Consider the following 22,896-nt stretch of genomic DNA (forward strand, 5'->3'; position numbering starts at 1 on the left):
TCTTAGACCTGGGCACCCAGCACACGCCGCTCCCAGGGGGTTATTTCATCAAGAAAACTGGTCAGCTCCATGGTCTTCGAGGCGATGTAGCCTTCGATAAACACCTGACCAAACAGTTCCTTGGCCAACGGACTGCGCTTCAGACGCTCCAGAGCAGCATGCAAGGTACAAGGCAATGCCAATTCTTGCGGCACCACAATTTCACCCTGGATCGGCGCTGTGGACTCCAGTCTGTGTTCGATGCCATACAGACCTGCCGCCAGGCTTGCCGCAATGGCCAGATAAGGATTGGCGTCGGCACCCGGCAGACGATTTTCCACTCTTCTGGCCTGGGCCGCACTCGCCGGAATACGTAGCCCAGCGCTGCGATTATCGTAGGACCAGCACGCATTGTTGGGCGAGGCATAAGGATGAAACAGCCGTTGGTAAGAGTTCACATGAGGCGCAAACAACGCGGTGAAATCGACAAGGCAAGCCTGCTGCCCACCAATGAAATGCCGGAAAACCTCTGTCGGCTGGCCGCTTTCATCACTGAATACATTACGCCCCGACGCCGACTCCACCACACTCTGGTGAATATGCATCGAACTGCCCGCCGTCTGCGCCAACGGCTTGGCCATGCACACCACGTTCAGACCGTGCTTGAGCCCGACCTCCTTGAGCAGGTGCTTGAACAGGAAGGTCTGGTCGGCCAGCAGCAAAGGGTCGCCATGCCACAGATTGATCTCGAACTGGCTGACGCCCATCTCATGCATGACCGTGTCACGTGGCAGTCCCAGTTCCGCCATGCATCGGTAGACCTCCTTGAAGAACGGGCGCAGGCCATTATTGGAACTGATACTGAAGGCCGAAAAACCTTCTTCACGCCGACCATCCAGCCCCAGCGGCGGCACAAAAGCCAGAGCGGGATCAGGGTTGGGAGCAAAGACAAAGAATTCGAGTTCGGTCGCCACCACCGGCGCCAGACCGCGCTCGGCATAGCGAGCAATGACGGCCTTCAACTGCACACGCGTCGACAACTCGCAACCTTCACCACTCAGGTTATCGGCGTCACAGATCGCCAACGCACGCGGCTGCTCGCTCCAGGGCAGGCGATGGATCTGTTGCGGATCAGCGACCAGAGCAAGGTCGCCATCATCACTGCTGTAAAAGCGCGCGGGTGGATAGCCTCCCATGATGCATTGCAGCAATACACCACTGGCCAGTTGCAGGCGGCGCCCCTCAAGGAAACCGGCAGCGGTCATCACCTTGCCTCGTGGCACGCCATTCAGATCCGGTGTCACACACTCCACCTCATCGATGCCCACCAACCGTTGCGCAAGGGAATGGGGGTCACTGCAGGTCATTGCTCAGTCCTTTGATTGTCATGGGGCTGCCAGGCGGCAATCACTACAAAATACGCATCGGGCGTTCTCAATATCAAGCCTTCATCGACAGGATCACAACCCGGAGCACCAGAAACGCGGCACGGCACTCTTGGCCGACTTCTTGCTTTTACCATCGGCAAAACAGTTCGGCTGCCATTTTTATGTCAAAGCCATTCTCGTGAACAGGGAAGGCGTCAAGAAATGTCCTGTCGAGCAGCAATCATCTGCGACACGAGTAGAGAACTCTCCATGAGCGCACCGATTCCCGTAACTCGTCCCCTGTTACCGCCTCTTGAGGAATTCATTCCCTACCTCGAACAGATCTGGCAAAGCCACCAACTCACCAACGGCGGCCCGTTTCACCAGCAGCTTGAAAAAGAGCTGGCCGAGTATCTGGGCGTCCAGCATCTGTCGCTGTTTTCCAATGGCACCCTGGCACTGATGACCGCTATCCAGGCCCTGCGGATCAAGGGCGAAGTCATCACCACGCCCTACTCCTTCGTCGCCACCGCTCACTCCCTGCTCTGGAATGGCCTGACTCCGGTGTTCGTCGATATCGACCCCAACACCTACAGCCTGGACCCCGACCGTATCGAAGAAGCCATTACCCCGGCGACCACGGCAATCATGCCCGTGCATTGCTACGGAATCCCTTGCGATGTGGACCGCATCCAGCAGATTGCCGACCGTTACGGCCTGAAAGTCATCTACGACGCGGCCCATGCCTTCGGCGTGCAGTTCCGTGGCGAGAGCCTGCTCAACCACGGCGACCTGTCGGTACTGAGTTTTCACGCCACCAAGGTGTTCAACACCTTCGAGGGCGGCGCCATCGTCAGCCCGGATGCGAAAACCAAACAACGCATCGACTACCTGAAGAACTTCGGCTTTGCCGATGAAGTCACCGTGGTCGCGCCTGGCATCAACGGCAAGATGAGCGAAGTGAATGCCGCATTCGGCCTTTTGCAGCTGAAACATATCGACCAGGCGCTGCTGAAGCGCCAGCGCATCGACGAACGCTATCGCGCTGCACTGGCCTCGGTGCCCGGTATCGACATCGTCTGGCAGAGCACCGAGAAGCACAATTACTCGTACTTCCCGGTGCTGGTCAGAAAAGAGTTTGCCGTTTCCCGCGATGACCTTTATCAACGCATGCGCGACAACAACATCCTCGCACGCCGCTATTTCTACCCACTGATTTCCACCTTCCCGATGTACAGAGGCCTGGACTCAGCCAAGCCCGATCGCTTGCCTATCGCAACCGACCTGTCCAACCAGATCCTTTGTCTGCCCATTTTCGACAGCCTCACCGATGAAGCCTTCAATAGCATCATCGATGTGATTGTCACTGCAAGTAATGAGAACTGAACATGCGAACGTGCCCGGTCTGCTCCTGCCGTTTTCCGAACTTCTATCCCCTGGGTCGAACCTATCTGGAAGCCGCCCATCGTTTGAATGTCCACTACTCGATGGAGGACTACGAAACACTCAATGTCAGCCAGTACAGTTGCCCTGAATGCGCGGCCTCGGATCGCGACCGGCTCTATGCATTGTTTTCCATGCATATGCTGAACAACCCGCAAGGCAAGGAACTGCGCATCCTGGACATCGCGCCAGCCCCGGTCCTGTCCAGATTCCTGCGCAGCCTGCCCAATGCCCGGTATCGCTCGGCAGACCTGTTTTCGCCCATGGCAGATGACAAGGTCGACATCATGGACATGAACATCTATCCCAATGAGTCATTCGATTTCATCGTCTGCTCCCATGTACTCGAACACGTACGTGACGATGCCAAAGCCATGTCCGAGCTGTACCGCGTGCTGGCCAAGGGCGGCTCGGCGATTCTGATGGTGCCTTTGCTGCTGACCGCCACCACAACCGACGAAGATCCGGACGAAGAAAACGTGGATGAGCGCTGGGCGCGTTTTGGCCAGGACGATCATGTGCGCATGTACGCCAAACATGACTTCGTGACCCGCCTGGAAACAGCCGGATTCCAGATCGATGCCCTGGGCACCCAAGCCTTCGGTGACGGGGTATTCAAACAGCACGGCATTACCGAGCAATCGGTTCTGTACATAGGCCGCAAGTGCTGAGCGAACCTTGCCCACTTGCACCGACCCCGTTGAACGGCTGGTCCTCCCTACTCTCTTCACACGTGGTATTGCGATGAGTTCTTCACGTCTGGTCAGTATTGTCATCCCGGCTTACAAGGCCACTTTCTTCGAGACCGCGCTTGCCAGCGCGATCAGCCAGAACCACGACGACGTTGAAATCGTCATCTGCGACGATTGCCCGACCGAGGCCATCAAGAACATCGTCGACAAACTCAGCCCGGGCAGCCGCTGGCCCATCCGCTACGAGAGAAACCCGGTTGGCCTGGGCGAAGAGCACAACGGTGCCCGCGCCATCAGCCTGGCCCGTGGTCAGTTCATCAAGTTTCTGTACGACGACGACATTCTGGTCCCCGACTGCGTACGCCTGCTCTTCGATGTTCTGCACGACAGCCCCGACATCAAGATGGTCTGCGCCACCCGCAAACTGGTAGACGACAAAGGCCAGTTCATGCAGGACAACATGGCCACCCGCAACCCGTTCGGGCGCAATGTCGTGATCAATGGCCCGGAACTGGTGTCGTTCATTGCCCAGTACCCGATCAACTTCATTGGCGAACCCAGCTCCGTCATGTTCCGTCGCGAAGATGCGCTGGTGTTCGGCAATGAAATCATGTCGCTCAAAGGCATATTCATCTGGGGCCTGGCGGACGTTGCGCTGTTTGTGAAGCTGCTTCGCCAGGGCAATCTGGCGATGCTTGCACGTCCGCTTTCGTACTTCCGGGTTTCCGATCAGCAGAGCAGCGAAGTCTGCCGCACTAACCCTGAACTCCCGAGACAACGTCGCGCCGATTATCACCGCATCACCCGTGAGCTTGGCTGGGTACGCCCGGAAGAGCAGAACCGCACCGTCAAGATCGCTCCGCTGTCGCAGCGTGACAATATCCAGGAACTTGACCTGGTTGCCTATTTCGACCGGCGCCCGGAGAACCAGCGCCGCAACCAGCAGGTCGCCAGCTGGCTGGGTACCCGCAGGCCTACGGTCCCGCAACAGACCCTGATCAGGCAGCACCTGCAGGATCATGGTGGCGGCCCGACGATTGCCATTGTCGTGTCGGACTTCAATCAGCAGCCCGAAAGCGTCCTCGCCACCGTGCAGAGTCTGGCCAGCGACCCGCAACTGCTGGACAAGCTCAAGGTGTTCATCCTCGCCGATTACGACACGTCGAATCAGACACCGCTACAAGCCCAGTTGCCCTGGTTGAGCGCCACTGAGCAGGATCGCGCCATCGTCATCAATGACCTGATGGCAGAAAACGAACACGACTGGTGGGTACTGGTCGACGCGGGGACTACGTTCACGCAAAGCGGCCTGTTGAGCGCGGCACTGAAACTGATTGACGCGCCACACGCCTGCGCCCTGTTCGGCGATGAAATCGCACTCGAAAATCAGGACGGCGCCAGCCTGGGCCTGCGACCTGAATTCAGCCTCGACTACCTGCTGGCCAGCCCTTCGGCAACCAGCCGCAACTGGCTGTTCAGCAGAGAGAAAACCCTGCTGGTGGGCGGTTTCAATCCCGATCATGCACAAGCCATAGAGCTGGATCTGATCCTGCGCATGATCGAGCACCCGGACTTTACCGAGTTTGCCCATGCGACCGAACCGCTGGTGCTCGCGCCACAGGCCCGGCCTCAGTACAACAACGACGAGATCCGCACGCTGCAGCGCCACCTGTTCGCTCGTGGCTATGGCGACAGTGAAATCCAGACTACCGAGTCAGGCCATTACCGGATCACCTATGGCCACGCCGAGCAGCCGCTGGTTTCCATCATTGTCAGCTCCAATGATCAGTTGGAAACCTTGTTGCCGTGCGTAGAGAGCGTTCTGGAAAACACGGCCTATCCGAACTATGAAATCCTGATCAGCGACAATAACAGCCAGTCAGCGCAAAGCATTGAATGGCTGGCAAACATCGATTCGCTGCAATCGGACAAGATCCGCGTCGTGCGTCACCAGCAGACCCTGAACCCGTCCGCCCTACTCAATAGCGCCGCTCAACAGGCACAAGGCCAATACCTGCTGCTCCTGGCCGACAATGCAGCCATCCTGCACAAGGACTGGCTGCACAACCTGCTCAATCAGGCGCAACGGCCTGAAGTCGGCGTGGTCGGCGCAAAAATTCTTGCCGCAGACGGCAGCCTCGCCAACGCAGGTATCATTGTCGGCCTTCAGGACACCGCACAACCGGTCACGGGCGGCGAACCCGCAGCCTCGGCATCCTTTGCGCAGCGCCTGGAAACCGAGCAGAACTACAGCGCGGTCAGCGGCGCATGCCTGATGATTCGCAAGTCACTGTTCGACGATATACAGGGTCTGGAAGAGCATCTGTTCTACCAGTACTTCAGCGATGTCGATCTCTGCCTCAGGGTCCGCGATGCCCAGCATCTGGTGGTCTGGACGCCTCATACCGTCATCCAGCTGCGCTCTGCCCCTCAAGCCATCGATGCAGAAGCCATGGACTTCGCCCGGCGAGCACTGCATCACCGCTGGCTGCATTACATGGCCTGGGACCCGGCCTACAACACCAACCTGACGTTGCAGGCCGGCAGCTTTGTCAGCCAAGACAACCCGCAACTGGCATGGCGTCCGCTGATCCACCGTCCGCTGCCCGTGGTTCTGGTGCAACCGGACGGTCTTCATGCAGGCACTCGCATTGCCCAGCCACTGCAATTGCTGGGGACTGCCCTGGCCGTGGACGGTGTTCTGAGCAACAACCCTCTGTCGCTGCCCGAAGTCGCACGCTTGAGCCCGGACACGGTTGTGCTGCAAGGTTCGATCACGGCATCGCAAATAGAGGCCATCGGTTCCATCAAGGAACACACCAATGCCTGGGTAACCTTTGACCTGCCCCAATACCCGACAGGCCTTGAGTCGGCATCCTCGTTACGCAGTGCGCTGGAACTGGTGGACGCCGTCACCGTGCCGACACAGGCTCTGGCGGATCTTGTCCGGGATGCGCACCCGAACATTCAAGTGATCCCGACCAGGTTGTCGCCCGATATCTGGCTGAATGTGCAAAGCCAGCGCAAAACCCGTGACAAGCCTCGCATTGGCTGGGTCGGCACGGCCGATCAACAGGCCGACCTGCTGATCCTGTCCGGCGTGATCGAGGCTCTCGCCGACAAGGTGGAATGGGTGATCATGGGCCCATGCTCGCGCTGGTTGCGCCCGTACATCCATGAACTGCGCTCTCCGGTGGAAGGCGTTCTGTACCCTGAACTGCTGGCCAGCCTGAATTTGGACCTTGTGCTGGTTCCGGCTCAGTCGAGCCTGAGCACTCAGAGCAAGAGCCCGGTTTCCCTGCTGGAGTTCGGGGCTTGCGGCTACCCGGTGATCTGCAGCGATACTCTGTGTACCGAAGGCAGCCTGCCGGTAACGGCTGTCAGCAATGAAACCCCGGCCTGGATTGCGGCTATCGAGGCACACATCAATCAACCCGATGAATGTGCCCGTCTCGGGGATGAGTTAAGGCGCGAAGTGAGGGAGAACTGGATGCTGGATACGACGAATCTGCGGGACTGGCAGGCTGTCTGGGCAAGGCCTCAATAAGGCCAATTATGGAGGCATCACAAGGACGTGATGCCTTTATCAGGCTTTATCCAATACAACCCTGATGAAATACTTCTCACCCAGCTCATCATGGAAATAAGCATTCTTGAAGTTGCCATGTGAGGTCGCACGCAACAGATTAATGTGATCCCGCAAAGAGCCCACTTCATCCAGGTTCAACTCACACAGTTCATTATAGTCCTTGATACCGTTGTAATTACCTTCGGACAGCGGTTTGAAGACTTCGTAGCGGCCTTGCAGGATTCGCGGCAAGTACTCGCGCATCAACTCCTTTTCAGCCTCGATGACGTTATTGTAAACCTCAAGCGACGTTTCACCTGCCCCTATCGTTACCGGCTTCTGGGCAATGATATGGCCATGGTCGATTTCTTTATCCATGACATGAATCGTTGCGCCCACCGGCAGGCCGTTGAGTATTGAAAACGCCTGAGGATACCAGCCACGGTTGAAGGGGTTGAACCCCGGGTGGAAGTTGATACAGCGCACGCCTTCTACCAGGCGCTTAGGGAACAGCTGTTTGCAATGAACACTCAGCACCAGATCGTAATGACTGATGATGAAGTCTACGACCGTGTCGTCTTTTACATTGATCTCGCGAGCCCCCAGTTCAACCATATTCTGGGGCGCTTTGTTATAGGAGGTATAGCGCAAGTCCAGCGTGACAGTTAAACGTTTATCCAGCGTTTCAAGGCACTCTATCAACGCCGCAGAAAGGGGCGGATTATCGGAAACAACCAACAGTTTTATTGCCGACGCCTGCCCCGAAACCTGCTGATTATCTTCTGTCAACTTCACGGAATTTATCCATATGCCAGTTAAATTGCACAGCGCGTCAAAAATATAGCAGCGACGTCCAGAGAGGCGCAAGGCGCGGCTGAAGGTGAACCCCAACCGTCCCTGAAGAAGGACTCAAGGCAGGTAAAGGCTGAACTTGCCGCCACCCAGCACACCACCATTGGCAATCTCGATACGCCCCCGCACACCATTGCGCTCATGCAGGCGAGCGATATGTGCGGCGAAGTACAGGCCAAGCCCGGTGCTGCCGGTGCTCTGGTTGATGCCCTGAACATAATCGTCCTGATTCTCGATCATGTGCGCCGGATAGCCCGGGCCATCGTCATTGATGACGATCTTCAACTGGCCGTCCTCTTCGCTTGCGCTGATCACGATTTCCTCACGGGCAAATCGAATGGCGTTGACGATGATATTGGCCACCACCGAACCGATCAGTTCGCGGTCGAAGAAGCCCAGCGGGCTCAAGGCATCCACGACATAGTGGGCAGTGATGCCACGGCTGCCCAGCACTTCCTGGTGATGCGCCAGTTGCGCCTCGATGAAATCATCCAGCTCGTGATAATCGGGACGCAACGGAAGCTGATTGACACCCAGCTTGTAGATGCCGAGCAGCTGTACCAGCATGCCGTTGAGGTTGGCGAACTCGTAATCGATCACGCCGTTTTCAGGCGCACTGCGCTGCTCGCCGGGAAGTTGCGCAAGCCACTCGCTGTGGGCCTGAGTCAGGGTCGCCAGTGAGTTCTTCATGTCATGGACAGTGGAAGCGATCACCATGGAGAAATCGAGTCCGTTCTCTTTGTCACTCATGCGCCAAACGCCCTTTCCTTGAGTTTCTGGTAACGGTCGTACCGTGGGTCGCTATCGGGCATCTTGCCGACCATTTTCAGGGTGGCACGACACTCTTCACGCCCTGCTTCGCCCAGGTTCTGTCCCGGATGCAGCAAGGACTGCGCCATGTTCAGCGCAATACTGATGTTCTTGGGCTGCAAGGCCAGGGCACGGCGGAACATGTCCTGTGCTTCGGTGAGATTACCGGCCTTGTAGCTGCGCACACCCTGGATATTGAGATCGATGGCCGCCTTGTTGGCTCCCAGAATCGCAGGATCATCAGTCATGGTGGCGATGCTTTTCATGACAGCCGGGTCATCGCCGTAGATTTCTGCACAGTTCTTGAGCACACCTGCGCCCGCATCTTCCTGGCCCAGTTGCTTGAGCTGGGTGGCAACCACCAGCGCCGCTTCTGCACTGAGGAATTGGCCCAGGTTGTCCAGGCGCGACATGGCCTGTTCAGTCAGCTTGGCAGCCATTTCAGGGTCCGAATGCTGCAGGCTGGCCGCTTTCATCAAGCGGGTACGCACTTGCAGGCCTTCGTCTTCACCGTGCTCCTTGGCCACATCGCCCAGAGCGTTGTTGATCTCGACACGGGTACGCGCATCCAGCCCCTGATCACCGCCCTTGCTGATCAGGGCATGAGCCAGACCGAGATTGGTTTCAGGGTCCTTGAAGCGCGAATGCTGCCCCTGGGAAACAGCCTGGCGATAAGCCTTCGATGCGCTCTCGAAATCTTCGTTGCCCAGCGCCAGCTTGCCCAGCAGCTTTTGCCGACGCACCGCCAGAGGCGAAAGGCGCACGGCGTTTTCCAGCACACTCTGGGCGCGTTTGGCATCGCCACGGGCTACCAGCACTTCGGCCAAGCCGTCAAACAGCGCGGGCATGGTGGGGAAAGCCTTGATGGCCTGCTCGAAAACCTCCTGCGCCTCGGTCACCTTGCCGCGCTTGAGCAGCAGGTTGCCCAACGCGCCGTAAGCCCAGGGCGTAGCCCGGTCGGCCAGGATGGTCTTGAGGAAGCTTTCCAGAGGCTCGTTCTGGTTCAGGTCACGCAGGGCGTCGGCCTTGTAGCGCAGGCACAAGGGCGCAAAGCGTGGGTCCTGCTGAATCAGGGTATTGCAGGCCGCAAGGACTTCGGCGGGCTTGCGACGGTCGAGCGCTTGCAGGATCGGCTTGAGCAGGGTCTTGCGCTGCACCAGCTTTTCAAGACGCTGGGCAAGGCCTGCACGGTTGAAAGGTTTGGTCAGGTAGCCATCGGGCTCCCATTCAAGAGCGCTCATGACCATGGCCTGGCTGTTCTCGGCTGTCACCATGATAAAGACGCTTTCATAACTCAACAGCCTTTCGACCATCAGGTCTTCGAGCACCTGCTGACCGTTCTTGCGGCCATCACCCAGGTTGAAATCATGCAAGACGAAGTCATAGCGCTTTTGCGAGCACATGCGCAGGGCCTGCTCGCCGGTGTCGGCAGTATCCACTTCCTTGACGCCCAGCTCACGCAGCATCGATCTTACCGAACTCCGAAAATCGGAAAAATCGTCGACGATAAGAAAGTTCTTTTGGTTGTACGCCAGCATCCAGATTCCTGTCTTGCAGAGGGTGAAAATGTGCTTCCAATAACCTGAAAACGCTTTACATCAGGCTTATCAGCCAACTTTCAGGTCGTACATGATAACTAATGGCTAGTTGCCATTAAACAGTTTTCCACTTGCGGAATTCTTTCCGCTATCTGCCAGAAAACTGGCAAGACTATTCAGTTTCTCGACCGAAGGTTGAAAAACTGAATAGTCTTGGGCAAACGAGATAGTCGTAGGAGATCACCCGCCGCCTCGGCACCGCGCTGTCGCGCAGTAAACAGGAGCAGGTGTTTCCAGATTCATGGTTCGGCTTGAGGCCGCCTTGCGCCTTTACGGCGGAACCAGTAGGAGCAGCACATATCAATAATGGATATGTACGCCGGATAACGTTTCTACCCTACATAAAATACGTTCTAATTCATGGTCTTGCGTCTTTTTTGATGAGCGCGAATTTATTCGCGAGACGCCATTAGAGCGCGACAGCGCGGCGGCTAATTGCTCCTCCCAGATTTCACATCAGACCCAGCCGTCGTTGCGCTTGCGGCTGCGGGTCAGGGAAGGAAGGATCAGGCCAACCAGCAGGCCGATACCGGCAATGCTGCCGCCATAGACCATGTAACGCATCATGACCTGCTTGTTTTCGTCACCCAATCGGGCCTGGGTGTTGCGCAGTTCGGACTGGGTGTCGGTCAGCTCTGTATTGAGCGCCAGGGTACGGGCTTCCAGCTCATCGATCAGTTTCTTGCGCGTATCCAGTGTTTCCTGCATACCCTGAACCCGGGTCTTCCAGGTGTTGTCGATATTGGCCAGTTGCCCGGTCAGTTCTTCCACCTTCTCGGTCAACTGCGGGACCCTTTCAGCTGGCCCGGCAACATCCTGCAGGTCACTGCTGAGAATCCAGACGGTGCTGCCGCCCTCGCCCCTGACCTGGCTGTAGTTGCCCTGAGTCGAAAGCAGATCGACCTTTTGCCCGGACTTCAGGGTACCGACGATGCGGTGTCCATCGGTTGGACCGCTGCGCACATATGTGCTGAGGTTGTCGCTGACCCAGCGATCGTTTTCCGCCGCGTGGGCATAAGGAGTCAAAACTGTCAGCAGCGTGCCGAAAAGACCGGCACCCAGAGCGCGACGGGAAGCGTTGAAGAGGACAGGTGCACGAGATACGAGTGCGGAAAGATGACGAGACATGGCAATGATTATCTTTGTCTGAAATAAGAAATTAAGACCCTGAGGCTCCTGACCTTGTGGTCCGTCGAGTGAGTCCATCAGCTAACAGACCCTCTTAACGGGGTCAGGTTCACTATCGGCCCCTCATGCGTCAAAATTCAGCCATATGGCAAAAGGCCCGTTATTGCCTGATTTCAAACGGTTTCAGCCGTGCGACTATGCTCAAGACAGTGACTGTGGTGCACAGCGTTTGCTTTCCCGTCCATGTGCCGTAGACAATGCGGGCAGGCGTGAACGTCATCGATGCTCACCATCCTGATGCAACTGCGGATGCATCGCTCTAATGGAAAATAGAATGATCCCAAGACAAGTGATTAACGCCTCGGTCAGCCCCAAAGGCAGCCTCGAAACCCTCTCCCAACGTGAAGTGCAGCAACTCAGCGCGGCAGGTTCAGGCAGTACTTACACACTTTTTCGCCAGTGCGCCCTGGCCATTCTCAATACCGGCGCCCATGTCGATAACGCCAAGACAATTCTTGAAGCCTACGAGAACTTCGAGGTTCGCATTCATCAGCAGGACCGCGGAGTTCGCCTGGAACTGCTCAACGCACCCGCGGACGCCTTCGTCGACGGCGAAATGATAGCCAGCACTCGCGAAATGCTGTTCAGCGCCCTGCGCGACATTGTCTACACCGAGAGCGAACTGGACAGCCAGCGCATCGACCTGAGCGACTCCCATGGCATCACCGACTACGTCTTCCACCTGCTGCGCAACGCCCGCACCCTGCGCGCCGGCGTAGAGCCGAAGATGGTGGTGTGCTGGGGTGGTCACTCGATCAACACCGAAGAATACAAATACACCAAGAAAGTCGGCCACGAACTGGGCCTTCGCAGCCTGGACATCTGCACCGGCTGCGGTCCGGGCGTGATGAAAGGCCCGATGAAAGGTGCCACCATTGCCCACGCCAAACAGCGTATCAATGGCGGTCGCTACCTGGGCCTGACCGAGCCCGGGATCATCGCTGCCGAAGCGCCGAACCCCATCGTCAACGAACTGGTGATCCTGCCGGATATCGAAAAACGCCTGGAAGCCTTCGTGCGTGTCGGCCACGGCATCATCATCTTCCCGGGCGGCGCTGGCACGGCTGAAGAGTTCCTGTATCTGCTGGGCATCCTGATGCATCCGGACAACAGGGATGTGCCGTTCCCGGTGATCCTCACCGGCCCGAAAAACACCGAGCCTTACCTGCAACAACTGCACGCTTTCGTCGGCGCCACCCTGGGTGAAGCCGCGCAGAAGCACTACCAGATCATCGTCGATGATCCGGCAGAAGTTGCCCGGGTGATGACCCGCAGCCTGAAGGAAGTCAAACAGTTCCGCCGCGAGCGCAACGATGCTTTCCACTTCAACTGGCTGCTCAAGATCGAAGAAAGCTTCCAGCACCCCTTCGATCCGACCCACGAGAACATGGCGAAACTGCAACTGAACCATGAGATTCCACCTCATGAACTGGCGGCCAATCTGCGTCGTGCGTTCTCCGGTATCGTGGCGGGCAACGTGAAGGACAAGGGTATTCGCCTGATCGAGGAACATGGTCCTTATCAGATCCATGGCGACCCGGCGATCATGAAGCCGCTGGACAAGCTGTTGCAGGCATTCGTCGAACAGCATCGTATGAAACTGCCCGGCGGCGCAGCCTATGTGCCGTGCTATCAGGTAGTCACCTGAGTAGTGACCTGAGTTCAGACGGGGTGGCTGCAAAGCGCCCCGTTTTTTTTAACGCTGAATACGAAACTGCCTGGGCGACAGCCCCGTCGCACGCTTGAAGAAACGCGAGAAATAAGCAGGCTCTGAGAACCCCAGGCTGTCGGACACCTGATTGATGGTCATGGTGGTGTAAACCAGGCTGCGCCTGGCCTCCAGCAGCAATCGCTGGTTGATGATCTGCAAGGCCGACTGGTCGCACAGGCGGCGACAGAGGGCATTGAGATGTGCGGCGCTGATGCCCATTTTCTGCGCATGTCGCTCAATCGACCAATGCTCGCGAAAACTCGATTCCAGTTGATGCATGAACGCCTGCAAATGCTCGCGCCCGCGATCAGGCACCTGAATATCCTGAAGCGCGTGCTCGTTGCTGCGCCGACTCAGCCAGACCATCAGCACATTGATCAATGACTGCAGCATCAGGTCACGTCCGGGACGATGCTGTCGGTACTCTGCCGCAATCGCGCTGAACAGGGTGTCCACGTAATGACTGTCAGCCCCAAGCGAATGGCAGTGAGCCGAACCCGACACCGGATCGTCCAGTGCCGCCTCCAGTTGCTCCACCAAAGGCCTGGCCAGGCTGAGGATATGGCCCTGAATGTCTTCGCTGAACTTGAAGGTGTGGACGCTCAGCGCCGGGACCACCAGCAACGAGGGCGTGTCGACCTCATGGACCGCCTCCTCCACCTTCAACACTGCCCGTCCCGATTGCACATACAGCAACTGCACCAGATCACTGTGTCGATGGGGCTTGATCTCCCATTCATGGATCCTGCTGCGTTCGGGAATCGACTCGCAATGGATCAGATCCGGCGTGGGCCAGGCAGCCGTCTCGCCATAGAGCTTGAAAACCGGAATCGCGGCAAGCGCTGTTCTGGGCATGACCGGCTCCTGTGGGTAATCCTTGAAAAGTCCAGATAATGCGCTGAATAGTGCCTTCTTATGCCATGAGCATCCATTAAAAATACAGGAGACAAAAACAAAGACATCCCGCCGGTCATCGACTGGCAGGGACACATGACAGGAAAACAATAATGAAAACCCAAGTCGCAATCATCGGCTCAGGCCCGTCCGGGCTGCTGCTGGGCCAACTGCTGCAACGTGCCGGTATCGATAACGTCATCATCGAACGCAAGAATCCCGACTACATCCTTTCCCGTATCCGCGCCGGGGTGCTGGAGCAAGGCATGGTCGATCTGCTGCGCGAAGCCGGCGCTGGTGAACGCATGGATGCCCAGGGGCTGATTCATGATGGTTTCGAGCTGGCTTTCGATGGGCGTTGCGAGCGTATCGACCTCAAGGCCCTGGCCGATGGCAAGACCGTCATGGTCTACGGCCAGACCGAAGTCACCCGCGACCTGATGCAGGCTCGCTCGCAAGCCGGTGCCATGACCCTCTATGACGCTGAAGACGTCCAGCTCCACGACCTGAAAACCGACCGACCTTACGTGACCTTCAGCCAGAACGGCCAGACGCAGCGTCTGGACTGCGATTACATTGCAGGCTGCGACGGATTCCATGGGGTTTCCCGGCAATCCATTCCCGCTGACAGCCTGAAAGTCTTCGAGCGCGTCTATCCCTTTGGCTGGCTCGGCGTACTGGCCGATACGCCACCGGTCAACGAAGAACTGGTGTACGCCAACCATCCACGCGGCTTTGCCCTGTGCAGCATGCGTTCGGCCACTCGCACCCGGTATTACGTGCAGGTCAGCGCAGATGAAAAGGTCGAGGACTGGTCGGATGAGCGCTTCTGGGACGAATTGAAAACCCGGCTTCCCGATCACCTGGCCGAGCGGCTGGTCACCGGTCCTTCCATTGAAAAAAGCATCGCACCGCTGCGCAGTTTTGTCGTGGAACCCATGCAGTACGGTCGCCTCTTCCTGCTGGGCGACGCCGCCCATATCGTCCCGCCGACCGGTGCCAAAGGCCTGAACCTGGCCGCCAGTGATGTCAACACGCTGTACCGGATCCTGCTCAAGGTCTACAAGGAAGGTCGCACCGACCTGCTGGAAAAATATTCACAGATCTGCCTGCGCCGGGTCTGGAAAGCCGAGCGATTTTCCTGGTGGATGACCTCAATCCTGCACAGTTTTCCCGGCACCGATGATTTCAGCCAGCGGCTTCAGCAGACTGAGCTGGATTACTACGTGGGCTCGGAGTCAGGCCGAAGGACCATCGCCGAAAACTATGTGGGATTGCCTTACGAAGCAATCGAATAATGAATTCGCTCCTGCGTTGTGCAATTTCACAACAACCACCCGGCATGGCAGTGCAAATCGCCAAAGAGTTTTTGTTGTCAGCCCCATAAGATCGGGATCAGCTGTACGCAGTATAAAAACAACAAGCTCCGAGGATTCACCGCCATGCCCAACCCATCGATTCGGGATGCTGGCGACGTCGAAGGCAATCATGTCTACCGTCGCATCACCCTGCGCCTCATACCCTTTATCTTTATCTGCTACCTGTTCAACTACCTGGATCGGGTCAACGTCGGCTTTGCCAAGCTGCAGATGCTCGATGCCCTGAACTTCAGCGAAACCGTCTACGGCCTGGGAGCCGGGATCTTCTTCATTGGCTACGTACTGTGTGGCCTGCCCAGCAACCTGGCGCTCAACCGTTTCGGGCCACGGCGCTGGATCGGCCTGATGATGATCACCTGGGGCACGTTCTCCACCTGCCTGCTGTTCGTCACCACTCCGATGGAGTTTTATGTACTGCGCTTCCTGACCGGCATGGCCGAAGCCGGCTTCTTCCCCGGCATCGTGCTCTATCTCTCGCGCTGGTACCCCAACCAGCGACGCGGTCGGATCATGGCACTGTTCATGTCCGCCATTCCGGTATCCGGCCTGCTGGGCGGCCCGTTCTCCGGCTGGATTCTCAACCACTTCGCCGCGGGTCAAGGCGGCATGGCGGGCTGGCAGTGGATGTTCCTGATTCAGGGCCTGCCAACGGTCGTGCTGGGCCTGTTGGCGTTCCGGTTGCTGTGCGACAAGGTCGAAGATGCACCCTGGCTGACACCCGAGCAACGTCAGCGGGTCAAGGCCGACATCACCACCGATGAACTCAGCCGCCCGGTGATCAGTGAAAAGGCCTCCCCTCTTTCGGTACTGACCATGCCGTTCATCTGGGTGCTGGGCTTTATCTACTTCTGCATCCAGAGCGGCGTGTACGCGATCAACTTCTGGCTGCCGTCGATCATCAAGAACCTGGGCTTCAGCGATGCACTGGTGATCGGCTGGATCAGCGCCGTGCCTTATCTCATGGCCGGCGTGTTCATGATTCTGGTGGGCCGCTCGGCGGATCTGCGCAATGAACGACGCTGGCACCTGGTCGTGCCGATGCTGATGGGCGCCCTGGGCCTGATCATCGCCGCCAACTTCGCCACCGTGCCAGTCATCGCGATTCTTGGCCTGACCATCGCCACCATGGGCGCCCTCACCGGCCTGCCGATGTTCTGGCCACTGCCCACCGCCCTGCTCAACGCCAGCGTCGCCGTAGCCGGGCTGGCACTGATCAACTCCATCGGCCAGATGGCGGGCTTTCTCAGCCCGTATCTGGTGGGCTGGATCAAGGACCAGACCGGCTCCACCACCATGGCGCTGTACTCCCTGGCAGGCCTGACCATCGTCGGCAGCCTGGTAGCCCTGCGAATCAGCCGTCAGTCAGCGACCAAGGCGGCAGCCGCTGCGTAATCCCTGGCCGCAATACCAAAAGCCAGACCTCGTGTCTGGCTTTTTATTTTCAGCCCCGATCCACCCAAGAACTAATGGCTATGTAGAATCAAACAGTTTCGTCCGGTGTGCTCATCTCATGATCTGGAGAGCTTGAATGGATGTGTCTCGTTACATTTTGCTGTTGGCATTGAGGGAAAAAGCCCAGACAGGAAAGGATCTTGCCTATCTGGTATCGAAAGAAAAGATCATTGCCAAAGGAGTCAAAGGTGACAAGGGATATGAAGAGCCGATTGTAAACATGCTGCACAATCATTCATCTCCCAAAGGCACAATTTTCGCCACCTACACGCCGACAGATATGTGCCAAGGTCTAGCCTGGCATAAAGGATTGCGAAAGATTATTTATGCAATAAACTTTATTCCATGGAGTATTGCGATCAAAGAAAAAACGATTGACGCCCCTAAGGCATTGGAAAAGACAGCAGCCTTCGTCATTTCTTCCTCTCTATATGGCAGAGATCTGAACACGCTCAATACATTCCCTGCGACGCAACCACTGCTTGATCAATGGCATGCTCTATTGGAACATGCAACGCTTAGCGATAAGGCAAAAGAAATCAGAGCTAGCAGCAAAGGATGTATCGATATTTATAATACGCGAGTGAAAGAAGGCGATGAAACCACTCTGCTCACGCGCATAGCTACCAGCATACCGATCCAGACAGGCAGCGTCGTTACAGAGCAAAACAACAAGGATCGGCTATGGATGAAAATCGCTTATGCATTGGCTGGAGCAGCCCTGCCGGCTCAGAGGAAAAAGAAAGGCGATCTGAAGTCTCCACTACCGCACGGCCATAACGTTGCCGCCATTATGGTGAGCAACACAGACCTCATTCTTGGCTGGGGAGTCAACATTAACGGCCTGAATGGCTGCTTCCATGCCGAAACCTCAATGATCCTCGCCTATTTGACCCAGAATAATACAACCCAACTACCCAAAGATGTACGTATTTATTCAACGCTGGAACCTTGCCATATGTGCTCGGGTTTAATTACCACGTTGAGCGTCAATACACCTGTTGTCGTTGGACATATGGACCCGAACATTGATAACAACACACTCAAGCAGGGTAAGAATGGTTCCGTACAACGTATGACCACCATGATGCCCATCATTCAAAAGCCTGTTGTCTATCTTAAAAATATTACAAAAGAGAACAATCCTACAGCGCATGCGAGATGAATGCAGAATTTCTATAACGAAAAAGGAAATTCTCCTACTGCTGCAGACTGGCTCACTTCAGAATATACAAAAGACAATAAGCCAATCACCCAGTTTCTTAACACTAACAAGTCCCCCACACAACTCTTCAGCTATAACCTCACGAGTCTCCAGGAACTCCTGGATGCTGGTGTGGGAGACCCCGGCGAGAACGAAATCCTGAAACGCGGCATTGCCATGATCGAAAAAATCAAAACCAGCGGCCTGATTCGCTAAGCCTCTGCGTGCAGGCGATTGCTCAATCGCCTGCACGCCATCTGCCCTCTCTCCTCCCCTCTCCATACCCCGCATTTTGAAAAAAACGATCAAAACCTCTTGCCACAAATGATTGATTCAATCACTATCGAGCCACTAACAATAAAACGAGACTATGGCCATGCAATTTCGCGGCATCATTCCAGCTCTGGTCACGCCCTTTACCGATGATCAGCAACTCGATGAGCAAGCCCTTCGCGGCCTGATCGAAAACCTTCTGCAAGCCGGTGTACATGGGCTTTTCGTGCTGGGCACCAATGGCGAGTTCTTCACTCTCTCCGAATCCGAAAAACTGAAAATCGCCCGTATTACCGTTGAAGCGGCAGCCGGGCGTGTGCCTGTAGTCGTAGGCACCGGTGCCTTTGCTACCCATGAAGTGATCGAACTGAACAAAAAAATGATCGATGTGGGCGCAGACGCCCTGTCCATCATCACGCCGTACTTCAATGCCATCAGCCAGTCCGAACTCATCAAGCACTACACCGCCATTGCCGATGCCTCCGAGTTGCCGCTGATGATGTACAACATTCCGGCCAAGACCGGCATGTCCATCGGTATCGGTGCCGTGGCCACCCTCAGCCAGCACCCGAAAATCAAAGGCATCAAGGACAGCGCCGGCAACTTCGATGCACTGGTTCAGATGATGAAATACCGCAGCGACGACTTCGCCGTGTTTGCGGGCACCGACTCGTTGATCTACTGGAACCTGCTGGCCGGTGGCGATGGTGCTATCGCTGCCACCGCCAACGCGGTACCGGATGTGGTCATGTCGATCTGGAACAACTTCCAGTCGGGTAATCACGAAGCCGCCCGCGCCGCCCAGGAAGCCCTTCGTCCACTTCGCGATGCGTTCGCGCTGGGCACCATGCCTGTGGTGCTGAAAACCGCGACCCAACTGCTCAATGTGCCCGTCGGCCCCTGCCGCTCGCCGGTCCAGCCGCTGGATGCCGCCGCACTGGAAAAACTCCAAGGCCTGCTGGCCGTCTACCGCTAAGCCGGAGGTAATCCCATGTCCGCCACTTATCACTTCCAGACCGTAAAGCATGTGGTTCACGGCCCCGGCAGCCTCGATCTGCTCACTGAAAAGCTGCCGCTGCTCGACGTCCCGGTCAAAACCGTGGTGCTGGTCACCCAGAATGCCATGCACAACCTGGGCGTGACCCAGCGCATCACCGAGCAAATCAAGGCCCGCAACATCGCCGTGCATATGCTCGATAACGTCGAGATCGAACCGACGCTGGAAAACATCGAGCGCGTGTTTCGGGAAGACGTTGCACCGCACGCCCCCGATGCACTGATCGCCATTGGTGGTGGCAGCGTGCTGGATGCGGCCAAGCTGTTCGCCGTGATGCTGACCAACGACACACCGCTCAAGGATCTGCTGGGCATCGACAAGGTCACGCACCCCGGCAAACCCATGGTGCTGGTGCCGACCACGTCGGGTACAGGCTCGGAAGTCACGCCCAACGCCATCGTCACCTTGCCCGATGAAGAATTGAAGATCGGCGTAGTGAGCCGCCATCTGCTGCCGACGCTGGTGGTGCTCGACCCGCTCTTGACCCTGAGCCTGCCACGCCCGATCACCGCCGCCACCGGGATGGATGCCTTCACCCACTCGCTGGAATCCTTCATTTCCACCAAGGCCAACCCCATCAGCGATGCCTTTGCGCTGGAATCCATGCGCCTGATTGCGGGGAGCATTGTCGAGTCCTATCAGCAACCGGAATCGATACGGGCACGCGGCGATATGCTGCTGGGCTCGATGTATGGCGGCCTGGCCCTGACCGCCGCCGGAACCGCAGCCGTGCATGCGCTGGCGTATCCACTGGGCGGCAAGTTCCACGTCACCCATGGCGTGGCCAACGCCATGCTGCTACCCCATGTCATGGCCTTCAACCTGGACAGTTGCGCCGAACGCCTCAAGCGCGCCGCGCTGACATGCGGTCTGGCCAGCCATGACGACAGCAACGAAGCCGCAGCCCACAAGTTGATCGAGCAGATTCGCCAGTGGACCCAAGTGCTGAACATTCCCCAGAACCTGCGTGATTTCGGCGTGGCTGAAGAGCATTTGCCGGACATGGCAGTAGCGGCCTCCAAAGTCACCCGCCTGATGACCAACAATCCCAAGGTCTTGAGCCTGGACGACATCCAGCAGTTGTACCGGTGCCTGCTGCCATGATTCGCGCCGACTTTCCCGGCCTGCTGATACTCGCTGACGATCTGTCGGGAGCCGCCGACTGTGCAGCGGACTTTGCAGCACGCATCGATACCCGCGTGGTGCTGAAGCATGCCGGCGCGCACGTGGCTGGCACGGGTGTCGTTGCAATCGACGTGGACTCCCGTCGCCTTGCACCTCTGCAAGCCGCCGAACAGCACCATGCCGTGCTGCGTCAGCAGCATGCGACGGCGATGGCGCTGTACAAGAAAATCGACTCGACCCTGCGCGGCAATGTCGCCAGCGAAATCGACGCGCTGCAATCGGTGCGCGGCATGGCACTGGTGGCGCCGGCCTTCCCGGACATGAAGCGCACCACCAGCCAGGGCGTGCAGTTGATCGATGGCGTGCCGGTGGATCAAAGCGATGTGTGGCGCAACGAGAACCTGCAAGGCACCAGCAACCTGCTGGAGCTGCTGCTCAAGCAGGGCTTGCGTACGCAATGGCTGGGCCTGGACGAGATCCGCGACAGTGATGCCCTGAAACAGGCCCTGCGCACAGCGCTGGAAAACGGCGTGCAGGCTCTGGTCTGCGATGCCGAGCTGGACAGCGACTTGCAAACGCTGGCTGAAGCCTCGGCCCCGTGGCATCAGGAACTGTTCTGGGTCGGTTCGGCAGGTCTTGCCCGGCATCTGCCTGAGGCATTGGGTCTGCCAGCGGCCAGTCCCATCAAGGTTTCGCCCTGCTCTCCCGTATTGACCGTGGTCGGCAGCATGTCCCAGCACTCCCAGTTACAGGCCGATACGCTGGCGCAATCCAGCCCGCAATACAGCCTGACGATTGCTCCGGGCACCTTGCTCGACAGCAGCGCCCAGACCGAACGCGATGCACTGCACCAACAGTTGAAAGACCAGTTGAGCGCCGGACATGACGTGCTGGTACGGCTGGATCAGCAACAACGCAACCCGACACACGCCGCAGCCTTGAGCAACGCACTGGCCAAGTGGCTGGCACCGGCCTTGCCCCATGCCGGTTCGCTGATCGCCACCGGTGGTGAAACCGCACGGGCGATTCTGGTGGAGGCCGGTATCGATCACATGATCCTGCTGGGCGAACTGGCCACCGGCGTCGTGCTGTCCCAGGCCCGACTTGGCCCACGCACTCTCAATGTAGTCACCAAGGCTGGCGGCTTTGGCGAACCCGACACCTTTCTCGCGGCCTGGCGACAGTTGCACGAACCGGCTCCGACCGGCACACCTTTCAAAGAGGAAGCTCCCTATGTCTGAACGTCCTGTCATTGGTATCACCATGGGCGACGCCGCCGGGGTGGGCCCTGAAATCATCATGAAAACCCTGACCCACGCCTCGGTATACGAAACCTGCCGTCCGCTGGTGATCGGCGACGCCAAGCGCCTTGAAGACGCCAGTCGGATCGTCGGCAGCAACCTGCGCGTCAACAGCATCAACAGCCCGGCGCAGGCGCGTTTTGCCCAGGGCGTGGTGGACTGCATCGATCTGGGCCTGATCCCCGCCGACCTGCCTTACGGCAAGTTGTCGCCCATCGCCGGTGATGCCGCCTTTCGCTATATCGAACGCACCGTGCAACTCACCGAAGCCGGTGAACTGGATGCCATCTGCACCGCACCGCTGAACAAGGAAGCGCTGCATGCGGGCGGGCATATCTTCCCCGGCCACACCGAAATGCTCGCGCACCTGCTGGGCGTGGAAGAAGTGTCGATGATGCTGATGACCCCCATTCTGCGGGTCATTCACGTCACCACCCACATCGGCATCATCGACGCCATCGCACGGATCGAACCGGGTCTGGTCAAGCGCACCATCGAACGCGCCCGGGAAACCCTAGTACGGGCCGGTATCGAAAACCCGCTGATCGCGGTGTGCGGCATCAACCCCCATGCCGGTGAAAACGGCCTGTTCGGTTACGGCGAAGAAGCCACCAAGATCCAGCCCGCCATCGACGAATTGCGCGCACGCGGCTGGCGTGTCGAAGGCCCGCTGCCGGCCGACACGCTGTTCTTCCGCGCCGGTCGCGGTGACTTCGATGCCGTGGTCGCTATGTATCACGATCAGGGCCATGGCCCGGTCAAGGTCATGGGGCTGGAAGCCGGCGTCAACGTCACCATCGGCCTGCCGGTGATCCGGACCTCGGTGGATCACGGCACCGCTTTCGACATCGCCGGCAAAGGCATTGCCGACGAGCGCAGCCTGATCGAAGCCCTGCGCCAGGCCGTGGAACTGGCCACCCGTAAACGCGACACCCGCAATTCCATCGCCGTCTGAGCAAAGACGTGCGGCACCCATAACGCGCCAAAAAAACAATAATGGAGC

18 protein-coding genes are annotated in these 22,896 nt (G+C 57.7%); 12 read left to right on the forward strand and 6 right to left on the reverse strand.

From position 1 onward, the window contains the following. Nucleotides 1-2: 2 nt before the first annotated feature. Nucleotides 3-1,244, reverse strand: coding sequence for a glutamine synthetase family protein (locus KGD89_RS16795; RefSeq protein ID WP_162883694.1), 1,242 nt, complete (start codon nt 1,242-1,244; stop codon nt 3-5). Between the two features lie 372 nt (nt 1,245-1,616). Between KGD89_RS16795 and vioA the strand changes: the two genes are divergently transcribed. The 3 genes from vioA to KGD89_RS16810 all read left to right on the forward strand — a co-directional run bounded on the left by vioA (nt 1,617) and on the right by KGD89_RS16810 (nt 7,028). Beyond that, on the forward strand, nt 1,617-2,732 hold the full coding sequence (gene vioA, locus KGD89_RS16800) for a dTDP-4-amino-4,6-dideoxy-D-glucose aminotransferase VioA (protein ID WP_025260933.1): 1,116 nt from the start codon (nt 1,617-1,619) through the stop codon (nt 2,730-2,732). 2 nt (nt 2,733-2,734) lie between these two features. Then, nucleotides 2,735-3,460 (forward strand): class I SAM-dependent methyltransferase, encoded by a 726-nt coding sequence (locus KGD89_RS16805; protein WP_025260934.1) that lies wholly within the window; start codon nt 2,735-2,737, stop codon nt 3,458-3,460. A 73-nt stretch (nt 3,461-3,533) separates the two neighbouring features. Then, nucleotides 3,534-7,028 (forward strand): glycosyltransferase, encoded by a 3,495-nt coding sequence (locus KGD89_RS16810; protein ID WP_025260935.1) that lies wholly within the window; start codon nt 3,534-3,536, stop codon nt 7,026-7,028. 39 nt (nt 7,029-7,067) lie between these two features. Here the strand turns inward: KGD89_RS16810 and KGD89_RS16815 are convergent, their stop codons facing one another. From KGD89_RS16815 to KGD89_RS16830, 4 genes are all read right to left on the reverse strand, one after another. Next, nucleotides 7,068-7,844, reverse strand: a complete 777-nt coding sequence (locus KGD89_RS16815) for a dTDP-4-amino-4,6-dideoxyglucose formyltransferase (protein ID WP_025260936.1) — start codon at nt 7,842-7,844, stop codon at nt 7,068-7,070. A gap of 114 nt (nt 7,845-7,958) precedes the next feature. Further along, complete coding sequence (locus tag KGD89_RS16820; protein WP_025260937.1) at nt 7,959-8,651, reverse strand: sensor histidine kinase; 693 nt, start codon at nt 8,649-8,651, stop codon at nt 7,959-7,961. Continuing rightward, nucleotides 8,648-10,249: a tetratricopeptide repeat-containing response regulator gene (locus tag KGD89_RS16825; RefSeq protein ID WP_025260938.1), complete on the reverse strand. Its 1,602-nt coding sequence runs from the start codon at nt 10,247-10,249 to the stop codon at nt 8,648-8,650. Before KGD89_RS16825 ends, KGD89_RS16820 begins: the two co-directional genes overlap by 4 nt. A 516-nt stretch (nt 10,250-10,765) precedes the next feature. Next, on the reverse strand, nt 10,766-11,437 hold the full coding sequence (locus KGD89_RS16830; protein WP_025260939.1) for a TIGR04211 family SH3 domain-containing protein: 672 nt from the start codon (nt 11,435-11,437) through the stop codon (nt 10,766-10,768). Nucleotides 11,438-11,771: 334 nt separating this feature from the next. Between KGD89_RS16830 and ppnN the strand changes: the two genes are divergently transcribed. After that, nucleotides 11,772-13,145, forward strand: a complete 1,374-nt coding sequence (gene ppnN / locus KGD89_RS16835; RefSeq protein WP_025260940.1) for a nucleotide 5'-monophosphate nucleosidase PpnN — start codon at nt 11,772-11,774, stop codon at nt 13,143-13,145. 48 nt (nt 13,146-13,193) lie between these two features. On the opposite strand, the gene KGD89_RS16840 is transcribed toward ppnN, so the two are convergent. Next, nucleotides 13,194-14,063 (reverse strand): helix-turn-helix domain-containing protein, encoded by an 870-nt coding sequence (locus tag KGD89_RS16840; protein WP_025260941.1) that lies wholly within the window; start codon nt 14,061-14,063, stop codon nt 13,194-13,196. Between the two features lie 152 nt (nt 14,064-14,215). Between KGD89_RS16840 and pobA the strand changes: the two genes are divergently transcribed. The 8 genes from pobA (at nt 14,216) to pdxA (ending at nt 22,848) form a co-directional block, all read left to right on the forward strand. Beyond that, nucleotides 14,216-15,400 carry a 4-hydroxybenzoate 3-monooxygenase gene (gene pobA, locus KGD89_RS16845; RefSeq protein ID WP_025260942.1) on the forward strand — a complete coding sequence of 395 codons (1,185 nt, stop codon included), beginning with the start codon at nt 14,216-14,218 and terminating at the stop codon, nt 15,398-15,400. Between the two features lie 144 nt (nt 15,401-15,544). Continuing rightward, nucleotides 15,545-16,873 (forward strand): MFS transporter, encoded by a 1,329-nt coding sequence (locus tag KGD89_RS16850; protein ID WP_025260943.1) that lies wholly within the window; start codon nt 15,545-15,547, stop codon nt 16,871-16,873. A 136-nt stretch (nt 16,874-17,009) separates the two neighbouring features. Continuing rightward, complete coding sequence (locus KGD89_RS16855) at nt 17,010-18,098, forward strand: Bd3614 family nucleic acid deaminase (protein WP_025260944.1); 1,089 nt, start codon at nt 17,010-17,012, stop codon at nt 18,096-18,098. Next, on the forward strand, nt 18,099-18,353 hold the full coding sequence (locus KGD89_RS16860) for a hypothetical protein (RefSeq protein ID WP_143008700.1): 255 nt from the start codon (nt 18,099-18,101) through the stop codon (nt 18,351-18,353). A 160-nt stretch (nt 18,354-18,513) separates the two neighbouring features. Next, nucleotides 18,514-19,386 carry a 4-hydroxy-tetrahydrodipicolinate synthase gene (gene dapA / locus KGD89_RS16865; RefSeq protein WP_025260946.1) on the forward strand — a complete coding sequence of 291 codons (873 nt, stop codon included), beginning with the start codon at nt 18,514-18,516 and terminating at the stop codon, nt 19,384-19,386. 15 nt (nt 19,387-19,401) lie between these two features. Beyond that, complete coding sequence (locus KGD89_RS16870; protein WP_025260947.1) at nt 19,402-20,571, forward strand: iron-containing alcohol dehydrogenase; 1,170 nt, start codon at nt 19,402-19,404, stop codon at nt 20,569-20,571. Beyond that, nucleotides 20,568-21,833 carry a four-carbon acid sugar kinase family protein gene (locus KGD89_RS16875; RefSeq protein ID WP_025260948.1) on the forward strand — a complete coding sequence of 422 codons (1,266 nt, stop codon included), beginning with the start codon at nt 20,568-20,570 and terminating at the stop codon, nt 21,831-21,833. The genes KGD89_RS16870 and KGD89_RS16875 overlap by 4 nt, the downstream gene beginning before the upstream one ends. Further along, nucleotides 21,826-22,848 (forward strand): 4-hydroxythreonine-4-phosphate dehydrogenase PdxA, encoded by a 1,023-nt coding sequence (gene pdxA / locus KGD89_RS16880; protein WP_025260949.1) that lies wholly within the window; start codon nt 21,826-21,828, stop codon nt 22,846-22,848. Before KGD89_RS16875 ends, pdxA begins: the two co-directional genes overlap by 8 nt. Nucleotides 22,849-22,896: the final 48 nt, after the last annotated feature.

It is taken from the genome of Pseudomonas cichorii, assembly GCF_018343775.1.
GTDB classification, from domain to species: Bacteria; Pseudomonadota; Gammaproteobacteria; order Pseudomonadales; family Pseudomonadaceae; genus Aquipseudomonas; species Aquipseudomonas cichorii.